The following is a 15,566-nucleotide window of genomic DNA, read 5'->3' on the forward strand; positions in this document are numbered from 1 at the left end:
TTATCTTATCGATCCTCCTCTATCGTTTTTTTTATATTTTCCGCAAGCGGCGCGCGGATTATGCCGCGCTCCGTTATTATTCCCGTTATCAGCGAACGCGGCGTCACGTCGAAAGAAGGGTTCCATACGTCCGTATCCTCCGGCATTACCTTCACGCCGCGCAGCTCGCGCACCTCTCTGCCGTCCCTGTATTCTATCGGGATATCCGCGCCTGACGCGCATTTCAAATCGAACGTCGAAAGCGGGGCCGCGACGTAAAAGGGCACGCCGTGGAAGCGCGCGGCTATCGCCAGAGAATAGGTCCCTATCTTGTTCGCCGCGTCGCCGTTCGCCGCTATCCTGTCCGCTCCGGTTATCACGGCGTCTATCTTCCGGCGCGACATGAGAAAAGCGGCCGTCGAATCTGTTATAACAGTGACGTCGAAGCCGTCGCTCGAAAGTTCGAATGAGGTCAGCAGAGCGCCCTGCAGCCGCGGGCGCGTCTCGTCGGCGAAAATTTTTATCTCCTTGCCGGCCTCGGCCGCGGCGCGGAAAACGCCGAGCGCGGTGCCGTAGCCGGCGGTGGCGAGAGCTCCGGCGTTGCAGTGCGTCAGCGCCGCGCCCGTACGCGGCAGCACGCTCTGCCCGTAAAAGCCTATTTTTCTGTTTATTTCAATATCCTCGTTATGGATCTTCACGGCTTCGGCCTCCATAACGCGGCACATTTCATCATTCGGCTTATCCTTGTTAGCGTGATATAAATCTTTCATCCGCTCGACGGCCCAGAAGAGGTTTACAGCCGTCGGGCGCGACGCGGCCAAGAGCTTTGCGGCCTCGTCGAAATCGCCGCCGTTCGCGGCCGCGAGCGCGAGGCCGTAAGCCGCAGCGACGCCTATCGCGGGAGCTCCGCGCACGACCATCTCCTTTATCGCGCGCGCCGTCTCCTCCGCGCTCTCGCACACGACGCGGCGGAGTTCGAAGGGCAGCAGCCGCTGATCGAGCAGCGTCAGTTTTTTATCCTCCCATTTGATAGTTTCCGGCAGCATCATTCGACCTCCCCTCTTTGTCCCCCGAGCGACACTCCGCTCACGGAAGCGTCGGCCGAGCCGTCGCCGAAAATGATTTTCACGCAGTCGCCGGCCGCAAGAGAGGCGGCCGAACGGATTATCTTTCCGCGGCGGTCCTCGCATATGCTGTAACCTTTCGAAAGAAGGGAAAGGGGGGAGAGCCCCTCAAGGCGCTGCGCGAGGGAAAGCAGCGAAGCGCTGGCGTCCTTGAGCCGCGCCCCGATGTTTTTGTCAAGCAGCCCCTCCACCGACGAGAGGAAATCTGACGCCGGCGCGAGGCAGTTTTTCTCTATCGCCCTGTCGAGGCGCTCTTCGACGCCGGTCAAATTATCGCCGCAGCCGCTGAGGCGCGCGGAAATCCGCGAGAACATGCTCTGCCGCGCGGAAGAAAGAGCCGCGCCCAAGGCCCTGCCGTCGGGAAAGAGCCTCTCGGCCGCGCCCGACGGAGTCGGCGCGTAGGCGTCGGCCGCCATGTCGGCGAGAGTGCTGTCGATCTGATGTCCCAGCCCCGTTATAACTGGCACCGGGCAGAGGCGCACGGCGCGCGTCACGAATTCGTCGTCGAAAATGTCGAGGTCGTCCCTGTTTCCTCCGCCGCGCGCAAGTATCGCGCAGGAAAGCCCTTCGATGCCGCGAAGGCGCTCGAAAGCCCTCACGATGTCGCCGGCCGCTTCGACCCCCTGCATGAGACTGGGCACGACGATAAGCTCGGCGCAGGGGAAGCGCAGAGAATGGAGCTTTATTATGTCCTGAAGCGCCGCGCCTGTAGGCGACGTTATCACCGCGACGCGCTCGGGGAAGCGCGGCAGCGGCCTCTTAAGCCGTGCGTCGAATAGCCCCTCCTTTTCGAGGCGGAGCCTCAACGCCGCCTTCGCGCGCGCTTTAGCCCCCGCGCCGAGAGGCAGCAGCGTCGTAGCGTATATCTGATATGAGCCACGCGCGCCGTAGACGTCGATGCGCCCGCGAACGAGCACCTCGTCGCCGTCCTTCGGCCAGACAAGCACCGAGCTCGCGTAGGAGCGGAAGAGCACGCACGCGACGCGCGTGTTTTCGCCGAGAAGAGTGAAATATGCGTGTCCGCTCGTGTGAAGTTTGAAGCCGAGAAGTTCGCCGCGCACCGAAAAGTTTGACAGCATCGGCTCGCGCAGCAACGCCTCCCGAATGCCGGCCGTCATCTCGTCGACCGTGAGAATCTCGTTATTTACGCCCCTCATCGCCCTCGCGCTATCCGTCCGAGCACGCCGTTCACAAACTTCGGAGATTCCCCCGTGCCGAAAATTTTGGCAAGATAGACGGCCTCCGATATCGCGACGTTCAGCGGGACTTTTTTCGACATTATCCCCTCGTAGACGGCGAGCGATATGATGCTCTTGTCTATCGAGTCGAGCCTCTCTGAACGCCATCTGCTTTCAAGGTGCATGCGCACCGCGTTTTCCACAGCCGCGTAGTCCGCACGGATGCCGCGGAAGAGTTCCTGCGCGTAGGATATCACCTCGTCGCGCTCGGCGTCGGAAAGCGAAATGTCGAACGCTTCGACGAAGGGGAATTTTTTCTTATCCGGCGGCGCCGCCTCGCCCTCCTCCACGAGCTCTCCGCGGAAAAGCTCGAGAGCTTCGTCCGCCGGAAATAATTCCAGCGCTTCGTCCGCAGAGGGGCAGGACCTCAAATCAAGCATATATACGAGCTGCAGCGCTATCTCCCGCGCTCTGCGGCGCAGCTGCGCCTTACGGGACATCAAAGAAAATCATCTCCTGAAGTGCTCTTTCAAAGCTCCGATTTGTTTGCGCCCGTCCTCGGTGATGAGAATCCACGCGGCGCCGTACCCTACCACCGCCGCGAAAACGGACCATACTATGCCCTTTATGCCCATATGAAACAGCGCGGTGAGGGCCGCGGCTGCGACCGCCCAGAAAAGGGGCATCATCCACAGCGGGGTCGTTTTTCTGTTGTCCTGCGGCGCTACATTCACCCAGTTCAGCTGAGCCGTGATTCCGGATTTCGCGAACAGGTCGCCGAAACGCGTTTCGAGAGACTTTCTCGTTTCGAGATCGGTATCCTCCGGCGCCGCGATATACGCGTTAAGCAGGTTTTTCTCGCCTATGAACGAAACATCCTGCACGTAAAGCTCCTTCGGGATACGCCTGGAAATAATGAGCTTGGCCGCGTCCCCGTCGATCCATACCTTCCCAAGCTTCGTAGTTGTCCACAAAAAAAGCATAACAGTCACCGCCTTTCAAAAAAAGAGGCCGGTCATGGCAAACCGGCCTCCCTGTGTTCGTCACAGTTGAATCAGGCCTTCTCGCCGTCGTCGGAGGCCGCTTCCTCGCCGTTTTCTTCCTCTGCGTCGCTTTCGGCAAAGGTGATGCCTTGAACGTAAACGTTCACGCTCTTGATCGAATAGCCGGTAAAGCGCTCGATCTGCTCCTTCACGGCTTCCTGCACGTCCCAGCAGACATCGGGAATCCTCAGCCCGTACTTCACCGAAATGTACGCGTCTACGACGATCTCGGCGGCATCTCCGTCGGAGATCGAGATGCGCACGCCGTTCGTGGTCTTGCGCCCCAGCCTCAGATTCGTCATAAGGCCGGGGTTCGCCGGCGATACGCCCTCTACGCTGCTCAACGCCTTAGCAACAAGCTGGGCTATGACTTCTTCCGAAATACGCACCTTGCCTTCCAGATTCGCCTGATCTACTCCGGGTTCGGCCTGGGCCTTTTCGTCAGCGATTATTTCTTCGTTCACCGGTTCCACCATACACAGCTCCTCCTTTGTTTAAAAACCCGTCAAAGAGAAAACTCTCCGCCGCTAATCTTCGGGCAGTTTGAACTGTTTGCCGCAGTGCGGGCAGACGAGCTCCTCTTCTTCTTTGTACATCGCAGGTTCATAATAAAAATCGTTGTGGCAGTTCGGACAGGTTACGGATTCGTACTCTTCCTCGTCGAATTCCTCGTAATCCCCATCCTCTTCGTCTTCGTCGTGATGGTGATGCTCGCGGCACTCGTCATCATCGTCGTATCCTTCGCCGAGGAAGTCGCCGAGATCGTCTTCGAGCTTAGAGACGTCTTCGTCAAGCTGGTCAAGATAATCGTTGAGCTCCTCGTGGACTTCTTCGTGCTTTTCGATATCGACAGCCAGGGACTCCAGTGCATCGACCAGTGCTGCGTAAAACTTCGCCTTGTCAGTCGAACCGGCAGCCAGATTCTGCCCGTCGATAAGACCCTTCAAATATGCTATTTTCTCACGTGCGCTCATTTGAACCCCTCCTGTCGGATTATAAGGCTGTACGCCTGTCCCTATTTCTTCGCCCTTTCTAAATACTCTCCAGTCCTCGTGTCGACGAGGATATCCTCGCCGTTTTCAACGAAGAACGGGACAGTAACAACAAGGCCGGTTTCCGTAGTCGCGGGCTTGCCGCTTCCGGAGGCCGTGTCGCCCTTGAATCCGGGAGGCGTGTCCGTTATCTTCATAACGACCTGATTGGGAAGTTCTATCCCCATCACGCGCCCCTCGTACATATCGAAGCTGACCTCAAGGTCATCTACCAGATACTTCACAGCGTCGCCCAGCACGTTGGAGGGAATGGTCACCTGGTCGTAAGATTCCATATCCATGAAAACGTAGTCCTCTCCGTCCCTGTACTGATACTGAGCCGGCTTTTCGTCGAAAATTATTCTTTCGAAGCGCTCGCCGGATTTGAACGACTGGTCGACGCTCGAACCCGTCTCAAGGTTGCGGAGCTTGCCCCGCACGATCGCGCCGCCGCGTCCCATTTTGTGGTGCGAGCATTCGAGAATCACCCACATTCCGCCCTCCCATTTTATCTTGAGTCCCGGGCGGAAATCGCTCGTATCAACTACCTGCGCCATAAAAATGCCTCCCCGTGCTTTTTCGGACATTCGGATGCCCACACATATCAATTCTGACCATGCTGTAGAATCATAACATAAAATATGCCGTATAATCAAACACGGCCGAAAATATTCGGCAAAAGGCGTGAATGCGGCGATATTCAGCGCGCCGCGTTCGGCATATAGAAGACGAATTTCTCGCAGTAGAGTACGTACTCGGATTTTCCCTTCCACTGCGATAGAATCTCAGCCGTGCACTTTTCCCCGCCCTCTATCCTCCCCGGGGAAAGATCTTTGTCCTCTCCCCGCGCGACGACGTAGACGGTCAGCAGCTGGCCGTCTGCGGAAAATCGCACGTCGCAGATACCATTCTCCCTAGGCTGAGCTCCGGCGGTGCGGTAGTCGTTCGTATAAAAAATTTCATCCGCGCCGGCCCAGCATTCCATGACACGGAAGAGGAGAAGCCTTTCTCCCTTAGGCACGACGACCTCATCTTTGTTGAGGCTCCTCAGCGCGAGCGAATAATCGTAAAATTTTGAGAGCACGAGAGGAGAGCGCGGAGGATCGGAGTTCGCGAAGGTGACCCAGTTTTTGACCGAGCCCGGCTTGTCGTAGATATCCGCGTCGAAATAACCGGCGTCGAGCTTCCTGTCGAAGCCGACCGAGCTCGCGCTCTTCCCAACGGTGCGCTCCGCGCTGGTACGGCACGAAAGCGGATAGGCGAAAACGATTCTCAGGCAGCCGCCCTCCTCGCCGTTCTTTCCCTTTACTACGGAGACGGGGCCGGCCCAGCTGAAAAAGCGTCCGCTGCGCGAGCCCAGCGATTCTTTGTAATCCTGAGCGCCTGTGGGGACGCCGAGCGCGCAGAAGCGCGCCGGAGCCCCCAGAATCGCGCGGATAGTGAGGATGCGCTGCTGCGCTATGCGCCGGTCGCGCAGCAGGCGCAGCAGATGCATCCCGTTTTTAAAAGGGGCGAAAAAGATCGCCGAAATTAGGGAGAGGATCAAAACGGAAAGCAGTACCTCGGCGATGAAAAAGGCGCGGCTCCGGCCGAGTTTAAGGGTCCGGCCACAGCAGCGCATTTTTGTCGTCGGAGTCGGGCAGGCTGTAGTAAGCCGCCGTTATCTTGCCGCAGATTTCGCAGCTGCCGCGTTTCACGGCATAGCCGCCGGGGTCGCTGTGAGCGGAAAGATGCGCGAGAGCCAGCGCGGCGTTTTCTTCCGATTTAAGGCGTGCTTCGGCCACCGCACAGAAGCGGACGACCCAGCTAAGCATCGAGAAGGCGACAAGCAGAGCGACGAGCGAGAGGGCCGCGGCCGCCAGCGCTTCCGCAAGCAGGAAACCGCCGCGCGCCGTAACCTTAGGCATATTATGCACAGCGAAAGCTGCCGTCGCCGCAGGAGCGCAAGGGCTCTCCGCCGCTACCGTTTCAACGGCGCGCGGAGTTTCCTTTATAGAAGAAAATTTCCGCATCAGCTGGACACCCCTATTCCGTCATCGTTGTAAACAACATTTCGTCAATGCTTGTTATTCCGGCTTCTACCTTTGCTTGTGCATCCTCGCGCATCGTCGTCATGCCCAGACGGCGCGCGTGATCGCGTATTTCCTGCTCCGAAGCGCCCTCGCTTATCATCGTGCGCAGCCTCCGGTCCACCGGCATTATCTCAGCGACGACGGTGCGCCCATTGTAGCCTGTGAAGCGGCATTCGGGACAGCCCTTAGGCGCGTAGACGACTCTGTCGGCGGAGATTCCCGTCTCCCTCTCGAGAGCCCGGGTTATCTGCAACCTTTCCCTGCAGTGCGGACAGAGCTTCCTCACAAGGCGCTGCGCGAGCACCGCGCGCACCGACGACGAGAGGAGGTAGCGGGGGACCCCCATGTCGAGCAGCCTGTTTATCGCGGTCGGGGCGTCGTTCGTGTGCAGCGTGCTAAGCACAAGGTGTCCCGTCAGAGCCGCGCGTACCGCCAGCTGCGAGGTTTCGGTATCGCGGATTTCTCCGACCATTACTATATCGGGGTCTTGACGCAGAACAGAGCGCAGCACGGCGCCGAACGTGAGGCCGATTTTTTCATTGATTTGGGTTTGGGTCAACCCCGCTATCGTATATTCTACGGGGTCTTCGAGCGTAATGATATTTTTCGTAGGCTGGTTCAGAATCTCAAGCAGCGAGTAAAGCGTAGTCGATTTGCCTGAGCCCGTGGGCCCGGTGACGAGGACGATGCCGTTCGACGCCGATACGGCATCTTTAAGCATCTTTTCCTGTCCGTCGCTGAAGCCGAGCTTTTTGATTCCTACCTTGTCATTGTCCTGGTCGAGCAGACGAAGGACGACCTTCTCGCCGAAAATCGAGGGCAGGGTCGATACGCGCAGGTCTATGCGCGAGCCGGCCACCTTTATCAGGATACGTCCGTCCTGTGGGCGGCGCTTTTCAGCTATATCCATGCCGGCTAGAATCTTTATGCGCGCGACGAGCGGCAGATGAAGGTTCGTCGGGATATCTATTGCGGAAAAGAGCGTGCCATCGATGCGAAAGCGCACGCGCGTCATCTTTTCGGCCGGCTCGACGTGAATGTCGGAAGCCTTTTCGCGCACGCCCTGCTCAAGGATGCTGTTCACAAGGCGGACGACTGGCGCGGCGTCCGCTCCTATCTCGGCGACGTCCTGCGCCTTAGCCTGGGAGATCGTTACGACGTCGGAGACATCTCCGCCGGTCCCCCGCTTCATCGCGTCGGCCATCGCGTCGCGGACGCTCGACTGGACTCTGTAGTAATTCACGAGCGCCTTGCGTATATCGGCGGGAGTAGCGACGCGTATCTCTATATCCCTGTTCGTCAGCAGGAATATTTCGTCGACCGCGTGGATGTCCAGCGGGTCGGACATCGCTATCGCTATTTTGTCGCTGCCTATGAGCTTAAGAGGCAGTACGTTCAAGCGGGTCGCGACCTTCTCCGGCACCGCGGCCAATGCTTCCTGCTGCGGCTTCACAACAGAAAGGTTGACCGGCTGCAGGCCGAGCTGCTCGCAGAGAGCGTCGGCGAGGTGATTTTCGGTCAGGCGTCCGTCGTTGATCAGAATTTCGCCGAGACGAAGGCGCGAGACCTTCTGCTCTTCGAGGGCTGCGTGAAGATTTTCCCGGGAGATCACGCCGGCGTTGACGAGAATCTCGCCGAGTGGGACGACCTTAGAGTGCCCGCCCACTGTAAAGGCCTCCTACTGGTAAAGCGAGCTGCCCGCCATTTCGAGCACTTCCGCCTCGCCGGTCGGTATGTCGAGTATATATGGAATGGCGATAAATGCGAGCTGAGACCTAACATGAGACGTGGTACGCGATTTGAAGAGCTCGCCGAGAAGCGGGATATAGCCGAGTATCGGAACGCGCGTGACGCTGTTGCTCCTGTTGTCCTGGTACAGCCCGCCGATAACGAATATTTCGCCGTTGCGCACCCTGACCTGCGTGTCAACTTCGCGCTTCGTCGTCTCCGGCGCTTCCGAGCTGCCGGAGCGTCTGAACGTTACGATCTCGCCCGCCGATATCTTCATCTTTATCGTTATGAAGCCGTCGCGCCCGAGCATAGGAGTGAATTCGAGCGTAGGCCCCGTCTCCTGATTCGAAAACTCGGGGTTGCCGTCGTCATCCAGCCCTGATTGATACAGATAATTGTGCGTCAGCCTGACGGAAGCCTTCTGACCGTCGAGAGCGACTACCGAAGGCGATGCGAGTATCTTGCCCTTGTTGTCCGACTCCATCGCTCGCAGCCCGGCGTCCAGCATTTTCATCGCAGGATCTACGATGCTGACGGGTATCGACGACGAATCGGTGCCAATGATCGGAACGCTGCCGGAGTTTGACGAAGAGCCCGTCGGGTTGAGATTCGGCGCTATCAGACCGTTGCCGTAGGTGTAGCGCGAACTGGCGCCCGTCGCGCCGTAGGTGAATATCCAGCCTCTGTACACCGCGGAGATCATCGACTCGATCTCCTGTCGAGCGGTGTCCGTTATTTCTACGAGGCGCGCCTCTATCATCACCTGCTGTCCCGGGTGGTCGAGCCTGTTCATAAGGGTTTCGACGCGGCGGTGCTGCTCCGGTGTCGCGGTGACGTAAAGGCAGCGCAGGCGCTCGTCCACTACCGGCGGCTTCGGCAGAGGGACGAGCCCCATAACTATAGCCGGCATCTTCGCAACGTCGCCGTAAGCGACTTTGTACTGCCTCGTTACGTTTTGCCCGAGCGTTTTCCCAACGCTCTCCGGGGTCCCGACGACGAGAGTCTTTCCGACAAGAGAATAGGAGAGGTCGTTCATGCGCAGCATATAGGCGAAGACCTCGCCGAAGCGCGCATTCTGGAAGGAGAAGGTCACAGGAGTGTCGGGAACGGAAGCGTCGAGCACGAGGTTCAGGTCATCGAGCTTAGCAAGCAGACGAAAAACTTCGCGCGCGGAGACGTCGCGCAGCTCAAGAGTCACAGGAGTCGAGATCGTAAGCGGATCTCCCTTCGGCGCTGGGCGCTTCGGCGGCACGAGCGGCGGTGCTATGTCGGACGGCGCTTCGAACATCAGCCTAAAGCGGTCAGCGCCGGGCAGCCCGGATATATTTTTCAGATTAAGGCGCTTCGGTCCGATGATATCCATCACGACCCTCCCCTCATAGGAGGTCACCGTGATTCTTTCGATGAGCGGATATTCATATGTTTGAGTCCAATTGTCGCTTTTTTTAAGGTCGACCTTGACAACCTCTCCCTCGAACTCGTCCCACCATTTTTTGCGGTCCGTATCGCGCGGGAAGCGCGTCTTTTCCCATGCAAGCTTCGCGGCCTGCTCCGTACTGAGGACGGTCGGCAGCGGCATCTTAGTGCCGCGCAGCTCCATCATTATCTGGTTCGAACCGACCTGATGCAGTTTCAGTCCTTCTATTATCGCTTCGTCGCCGGAAGCCGCCTTACGCGCCGTAACCGCGACGGCGGAGGCGCCGCGCGGCGCGGAAAGGCAGAAAAGAGCCGTCAGCGCCGCCAGCAGCGCTATAGATTTCATAAATCCGTGCGATAACTTTTCCCTGCCCACTTCCAGCTCACTCCTTTTGTATCGATGGAAACGATCCTGCCCTTCCCTCCGCCGAAGGCCTCGCCGGGTTTATATATCCGCTCCGGCTCCTCGCCGTCAATATCGAGCGTACAGATTCTTTTGTCGCCCAGCACGACTAGGGCCTTTATCCGGACCTCTGGCCTGAACTCAGGCGCTTTCGTCTCCGCCGCGAGCTTAGGCGGAAGGGTGACTGCAGAGACGGGCGAGCGCCCTGCCGACCCTGCCAGTTCCGCCAACTGCGGCGTCTCCTCCCTCAGTTTACGAAAAGCAGCAAACTTCACGTTCAGCGTCTTCGCTGAATTCGCCGCGTCGACCGCCGCCTTGCCGCTCACATTCTGAAGGGAGGGGCTTTCCGGCTCTATAAGGCTCATGCTTATGAAATTCTTCATCGAGAACATGGATGCTGCGAAAAAGAGCAACAGCAGGTAAACCTTCTTCTTCTCCTCTGCGGAACGCGACGCCCCTACGGAGCGCATACCGGTAAAAAGCTCGCTAACGCCCTTCATCCTGCTTATTCCACTCCTCTTTCCGCCCCCGCTCTACCTCCGCCTCGACGGTAAAGCCGAAGCGGACGTTTTCGTTTTTGCCTACGCCGAGCGAGAAATCCGTTATCTTTATGAGATACGGCCCCTGACGGAACGATGAAAGAACGTCAAGCAAAGAGGCGTATGGCAGATTGCCCGACACGCGGAAGGAAACAATACCGTCGGCCTCGGCCGTCTTCTCAATGTCCGCGCCTTCGAGACCGCGCGCCGAAAAAGCGCCGATCAAAGCGGAATATAATCTGTTCTGAGACTCCACAGGCGACGGTAGCTCGTCTTTGTCTATCCTGGCCGCCGCTTTGTACTGGAAAAGCGCGTTAGAGCGCGCCTCAAGCGCGGCTTCGCCCGCTGCGGCCTCCCTGCGGACGCTCGTTATCTCGGCGGTCTGCCGTTCGAGTTTTTTCATCATAAAAGACTGCCCGGCCGCCACTACCACAATGACAGCCCCGACCGCCAGCAGCTGTTCGCGCGACAATTCCGCACAATTAATCAGCTTCATTTGAGCCGCGAGCGCCTCCATCCTTCAATTCCCCGCTTCCGCCGCTATCCCTCTTTTCCGCGGACTCCTCTTCGGCGAGGACGCCCCACAGCGGGTTGAGCTTCACCTCAAGCGCGAACTGCCGGATCGACAGGCCCTCGCGCTGCCCAGCGCTTATCGCAGGCAGCGAAACGGATTCTACGCCCTTTGCCGCCGCGAGCGCTTTTCCGAGTTCAAGAACTTCTTCGTCGGCGAAAGCCACGCCCTTCAGCGACGCCACGGCGTTCGACATCGAAACCGATTCGAGCGCTACGCCGTCCGGCGTGCGCTCCCCGATCTCGTAGAGGAACTCGACGACGGGAAGGCCTGAAAGGACGAAATCCAGCTTATCCGCGGAATCTCTGTTCTGCGCCTCGATCCTCTTGAACTCGGCGTCCATAACGGCAAGTTTCTCGTTGTTCGCCGCCGTCCGGCGTTCGAGGCTCATCTCTTCGTCTCTCAGCGAGTAAATGCGCCACGCGCTTTTCGCAATGACAAGGATAGAAGAAAGGATAAAAAGCGCTGCCATTGCGAAAACGGCGTAATAGAGGACGTTATTCTCTTTTTCGGAAGCTTCTGCCTGTTTATTGGCGCGCAGGTCTATCTTTACAACCACGACTTCACCTCAGCGCGAGACCGAGCGCGGTCTCCCATCCGCCGCCGTCCGCCTCGAAACATATTCCGTGTAGCTTCATCACGTCGATAAGCGTGACGTTTTCCAGCGAGGTCAAATCCGCCAGCATATCGCTCAGCTGCCGCGAAGCGCCGAATCCGAAAAGATACGCCGTTTTAACGGTAAAAGCACGGCTCCGCGACATCGCGAACTGAAGGGACGAGCGCACCTCGCGCGAGAAAGAAGCCGCCATAGCAGCGTATTCGTCGTCATTCGCCCCCCTCTCCGTCATTTTACCGAAGCCCGACGCTATATTACCATAGAATATCCCGCAGCCTTTCCATGAGAGGATAACGACAGAGCGCCCAACGCCCGCGTATATGTAAACGCAGGCGTCGTCGAAGCCGTACTCTGCGCCGGCCGCGCGTTCGAGAGCTATCTGCGAAGGCTCCAGAGAAGCGAGCCTTATGCCGTGCGAAGCGGCGGCGCGCGTGATGTTTTCGAGCAGCGCCTTCCTCGCCGCGGCGACGAGGAAGCGCTTTTCGCTTACATTCTCCCCAACCGGGTAATCGATCTCGGCAAGATCGTAGGCGCAGTCGCTCTCCGAAAAAGGAAAATAGTTTTCTACCTCGAACTTGAAAGCCTGCTTCGCCTCCGCGAGAGAAAGGCCGGGCATATCGACGACGCGGAGCAGAGACTCTGTAACGGGCAGGCCGAGATTGACCGGCGTCGAGATGCCGCCCGATTCCTCCGCGACAAATTTGAAAACGGCGTCGAAATTTTCGCATATGTCGTCTGATCTTAAAATCTCTTTGGGAAATCTGCCGCACGCCGATTTAAGGACGCTGCCGTATCCCTCTCCGTCGGACAGCGTCAGCAGGCGGAAGGCGCCGCCCTCAAGCGACAATCCGGCAGAGAGATTTTTCTTCTTGAAAAGCAAAGCCATATCACACCTCCGAAAAACGTTGGAACGTTCATATTATGTAAGCATACACATAGAGGATGCGTCAGAGCGCCCTCCGCCGGATACTCTTTTACTTTATATAAAAAACTATCTAAAGCTATTTTTTGATAGGCATGTAAACAGCAGTGCCATTTGAGTAGTCGTCTGCGCTGACCGCGGCAGAGGCTTTAAGCCCCGACTCCGACGCCATATTTTTAAGCTTATTTTTTACGCCGGTCGTCATCACGGCCGCGTCACTGTAGCGGGCGAAGATGTCGCCGTTATTGATATCGATGCCATAGGAGTTCATGCCGGAGATTTTCTGATCAAGGTACTTGTCAAGCACTGTCTTATCAGAGCTTACCGGCCACGCTCTGTTCTCGGCGTAATACATAAGGCAGGCGGCTTTTATGCCCCTAAGATTCGATACGATCTTCGTAGCCTCGGCCTTGTCTGTCGCCGAGCCGGTCGAGAGCATCATCATCCCGGCGAGAATACCGATGATGACGATGACTATGAGAAGCTCCACCAGCGTAAACCCCTTTGCCTTGCAATCTTTTCTGAGCATGTTATGCATGAACATCCTCCTCCGTTTTTATCTTTACAAACACTTTGAGACGTCGTTCGCCGCGTGGAGGCGCCCTCTCAGCCGAAGCGAAATCCGCGCTCCTATTCCCCGAATCTTAAGCTTGGCTTTCTAAGGATGCGACCAATCATTCGCTGTAAAAAAGCTTTATTTATCCTTATCTATTCTCTAATATAAAAATCTCAGTGCAAAATCCGTCTTCTCTCAGCACAAAGATTATAATACCTTTTCCTAAAAAAAAGAAAATAATTATGCAAAATAAAAAAATCTGTTATTTTTTACATAAACGCGTTTATAGCCGATAGTATCGGCATGAATATAGCCAATGTCATAAACGCGACAATGACACCGACGAAGAGGACCATCACCGGCTCGAGTATCGAACTCAGACGCTTTATCTTTTCAGAGAGTTCGGCGTCGTACCAGTCCGCTATCTTATCGAGCATTTCGTCCGTGCGCCCGGTCTCTTCCCCGACGGCCATCATATGCCCTATCATCGGGGAGAAGAGCTTCCTTTCGCGGACGAGGGAGTTCATCGTCCTTCCCATGGACGCGCCGTCGCGGAGAAGGAGAAAATCTCTCTTTATCTTCTCGTTGCCGGCGACCTCCGACGCCATTTCAAGCGCCGCCAGCACCGGCACGCCCGAGCGCAGCAGCGAGCTCATCGTTCTGAACGCACGCGTAAGCGACGCTTTGAATATTATGTCGCCGAACAGCGGCATTTTCAGCAGCATCCCGTCTATAGGCAGCTTCATCGACCGCATACCGCGCAGGCGCGAGACTATGAAAACTATAAGAATAACTGCCAGCGGGATCGCGTACCACATAGACGACATCCAGCGCCCTATCGCGAACGTCGCCTTCGTGAGGAAAGGCATCTCGACGTTAAGATTGGCGAACGCTCTTTCGAACTGCGGGATGACGACGACGACCATCACACCGAGGACGAGTATCGCTATGCCCATGACGACGGCCGGATATGTCATCGCGGAAATTATTTTTCTGCGCAGATTGTTCTGGTCTTCGAAGAATTTAGCTAACTTGCCAAGGCTCTCGTCAAGAGTCCCCGATTCTTCTCCGGAACGCACGAGGGGTATCGTTATCGAATCAAAGCACTTCGGATACTCCGCCATTGCGGCGCCGAGCGTCGAGCCGGCGGAGACTCTTTCATATACGCCGGAGAGTATAGCGCAAAAGCGCTTATTCTGCGTCTGGCCGGCGAGCGCGGCTAAAGCGCCGGGCACGGAGATGCCGGCCTCTATCATAGTGGCGAGCTGACGGAAAAAGACGAGCTTGTCCTGCAGCTCTACGCGCGGCGAAAGGGCAAGAAAGCGCAGGCGACGGACGCCGTCCAGCTTGTCGTCAGGCGCCGAAAGCGAGACTCCCTCGCTCCTCGCAATTTTCAGCGGTACGAAACCGCGGCCCTTCAGCCACTTGACTATATCGCTTTCATTTTCGCCGCTGTGAGTGCCGCTGACTTGTTTACCGCCCTTCTCCTTCGCTTCATAGTAAAACTCCATAACGCCCTCCGCCCGGGTTCTCGTACAGCCAATTAATTATCGATAATTATTGAATTAAAAGAAGAAAAGGTCAATGATGATTTTCGTCATAATCACCTCTTGTTTACAATTATTATACCTTACAAACAACTTGCAAATATTTTTTCAGGGGAATAGGGTAGAGCGAGGGCGATATCCCTCAGCCCTCCCGTTGCACCGTACGTACGGTTCTCGTATACGGCGCTACATCAATGTAGAATCAAGTATTGACTCAGATAATACGCCAAAGGATCGACCGGTCCCGGTCGGTCTTTTGTTTTCCACCCCAGTATTTTGGGGTTCAGTGCATAATTCACCATGTGCATTCCGCATCGTCTGTACCATCCAAGTCTACTGTACTCGACTTGTATTTGCCTTCACGTATCTGAGCTTTTATCTCTTCTTTGTGCAAGGCGAAGTATGCGTCAAGTTCATCCGCCTTCATCACGTCGATGCCGGCTGCACCTTTGTTTCGCTTGACTGCCTTTATTGCCTCGTCAATATTCCTGTCCTGTAATATCCATTCGATTAATTCCACTTGTTGCTCCTCTGTCTGTTCGTAAAGCTATCGAAAATCGTCCCCTCTGCCTTTTGCCTTCGCAGACCTACGTTTCTGCTTTCAGGGCATATCCTTGATTTCGGATTATTCCGACCTTGCTTGCAGTGATTTGCAATACATTGACATTAGGCCCTTCCCGTCTGGTGCTGTCGGTACTATGCTCTCAGCTGACTCCATCCGCAGGCCTTTTCCGCACGCTTCTCTGCGCCGGATGGATCTCCCGGGGTAAGACACAGTTCTTTCACCACACAACCTCCGGATTTACTGCTTCGGTATTATGTTTGCCTTTTGGGCTTA

At 56.6% G+C, this 15,566-nt stretch carries 18 protein-coding genes; all 18 read right to left on the reverse strand.

Annotation, left to right across the window (positions count from 1 at the left end):
- Nucleotides 1–5: 5 nt before the first annotated feature.
- Nucleotides 6–1,028, reverse strand: coding sequence for an S-methyl-5-thioribose-1-phosphate isomerase (gene mtnA / locus EH55_RS09715; protein ID WP_328286374.1), 1,023 nt, complete (start codon nucleotides 1,026–1,028; stop codon nucleotides 6–8).
- Complete coding sequence (gene xseA, locus EH55_RS09720; protein WP_037977219.1) at nucleotides 1,025–2,260, reverse strand: exodeoxyribonuclease VII large subunit; 1,236 nt, start codon at nucleotides 2,258–2,260, stop codon at nucleotides 1,025–1,027. The genes mtnA and xseA overlap by 4 nt, the downstream gene beginning before the upstream one ends.
- Nucleotides 2,257–2,781, reverse strand: a complete 525-nt coding sequence (gene nusB, locus EH55_RS09725; RefSeq protein ID WP_051682810.1) for a transcription antitermination factor NusB — start codon at nucleotides 2,779–2,781, stop codon at nucleotides 2,257–2,259. Before nusB ends, xseA begins: the two co-directional genes overlap by 4 nt.
- 9 nt (nucleotides 2,782–2,790) lie before the next feature.
- Nucleotides 2,791–3,264, reverse strand: coding sequence for a hypothetical protein (locus EH55_RS09730; RefSeq protein WP_037977221.1), 474 nt, complete (start codon nucleotides 3,262–3,264; stop codon nucleotides 2,791–2,793).
- Between the two features lie 71 nt (nucleotides 3,265–3,335).
- Complete coding sequence (locus EH55_RS09735) at nucleotides 3,336–3,800, reverse strand: Asp23/Gls24 family envelope stress response protein (RefSeq protein WP_037977222.1); 465 nt, start codon at nucleotides 3,798–3,800, stop codon at nucleotides 3,336–3,338.
- A gap of 51 nt (nucleotides 3,801–3,851) precedes the next feature.
- Nucleotides 3,852–4,298, reverse strand: a complete 447-nt coding sequence (locus EH55_RS09740) for a CD1247 N-terminal domain-containing protein (protein ID WP_037977223.1) — start codon at nucleotides 4,296–4,298, stop codon at nucleotides 3,852–3,854.
- Nucleotides 4,299–4,339: 41 nt separating this feature from the next.
- Nucleotides 4,340–4,912, reverse strand: coding sequence for an elongation factor P (efp, locus tag EH55_RS09745; protein WP_037977225.1), 573 nt, complete (start codon nucleotides 4,910–4,912; stop codon nucleotides 4,340–4,342).
- Between the two features lie 143 nt (nucleotides 4,913–5,055).
- Entirely contained in the window at nucleotides 5,056–5,976 is a 921-nt protein-coding gene (locus EH55_RS09750) for a hypothetical protein (protein ID WP_037977228.1), read from the reverse strand.
- Nucleotides 5,951–6,367: a hypothetical protein gene (locus EH55_RS09755; protein WP_037977230.1), complete on the reverse strand. Its 417-nt coding sequence runs from the start codon at nucleotides 6,365–6,367 to the stop codon at nucleotides 5,951–5,953. Before EH55_RS09755 ends, EH55_RS09750 begins: the two co-directional genes overlap by 26 nt.
- Nucleotides 6,368–6,380: 13 nt before the next feature.
- Entirely contained in the window at nucleotides 6,381–8,093 is a 1,713-nt protein-coding gene (locus tag EH55_RS09760) for a GspE/PulE family protein (protein ID WP_037977233.1), read from the reverse strand.
- A gap of 12 nt (nucleotides 8,094–8,105) precedes the next feature.
- Complete coding sequence (locus EH55_RS09765) at nucleotides 8,106–9,950, reverse strand: type II secretion system protein GspD (protein WP_141730544.1); 1,845 nt, start codon at nucleotides 9,948–9,950, stop codon at nucleotides 8,106–8,108.
- On the reverse strand, nucleotides 9,917–10,477 hold the full coding sequence (locus EH55_RS09770) for a hypothetical protein (RefSeq protein ID WP_037977235.1): 561 nt from the start codon (nucleotides 10,475–10,477) through the stop codon (nucleotides 9,917–9,919). Before EH55_RS09770 ends, EH55_RS09765 begins: the two co-directional genes overlap by 34 nt.
- Nucleotides 10,464–11,012: a hypothetical protein gene (locus tag EH55_RS09775; protein WP_141730545.1), complete on the reverse strand. Its 549-nt coding sequence runs from the start codon at nucleotides 11,010–11,012 to the stop codon at nucleotides 10,464–10,466. Before EH55_RS09775 ends, EH55_RS09770 begins: the two co-directional genes overlap by 14 nt.
- Nucleotides 10,999–11,646, reverse strand: coding sequence for a PilN domain-containing protein (locus EH55_RS09780; protein ID WP_037977238.1), 648 nt, complete (start codon nucleotides 11,644–11,646; stop codon nucleotides 10,999–11,001). The genes EH55_RS09775 and EH55_RS09780 overlap by 14 nt, the downstream gene beginning before the upstream one ends.
- A gap of 4 nt (nucleotides 11,647–11,650) precedes the next feature.
- On the reverse strand, nucleotides 11,651–12,589 hold the full coding sequence (gene pilM / locus EH55_RS09785; RefSeq protein WP_037977239.1) for a type IV pilus biogenesis protein PilM: 939 nt from the start codon (nucleotides 12,587–12,589) through the stop codon (nucleotides 11,651–11,653).
- Nucleotides 12,590–12,704: 115 nt separating this feature from the next.
- Nucleotides 12,705–13,163, reverse strand: coding sequence for a type II secretion system protein (locus EH55_RS09790; protein ID WP_037977240.1), 459 nt, complete (start codon nucleotides 13,161–13,163; stop codon nucleotides 12,705–12,707).
- A gap of 287 nt (nucleotides 13,164–13,450) precedes the next feature.
- A complete protein-coding gene (locus EH55_RS09795; protein ID WP_037977241.1) occupies nucleotides 13,451–14,692 on the reverse strand; it encodes a type II secretion system F family protein in 1,242 nt (413 codons plus the stop codon).
- Between the two features lie 331 nt (nucleotides 14,693–15,023).
- Nucleotides 15,024–15,248 (reverse strand): hypothetical protein, encoded by a 225-nt coding sequence (locus EH55_RS09800; protein ID WP_037977243.1) that lies wholly within the window; start codon nucleotides 15,246–15,248, stop codon nucleotides 15,024–15,026.
- Nucleotides 15,249–15,566: the final 318 nt, after the last annotated feature.

The sequence above is a fragment of the Synergistes jonesii genome (assembly GCF_000712295.1).
In the GTDB taxonomy this organism is placed as follows: Bacteria; Synergistota; Synergistia; order Synergistales; family Synergistaceae; genus Synergistes; species Synergistes jonesii.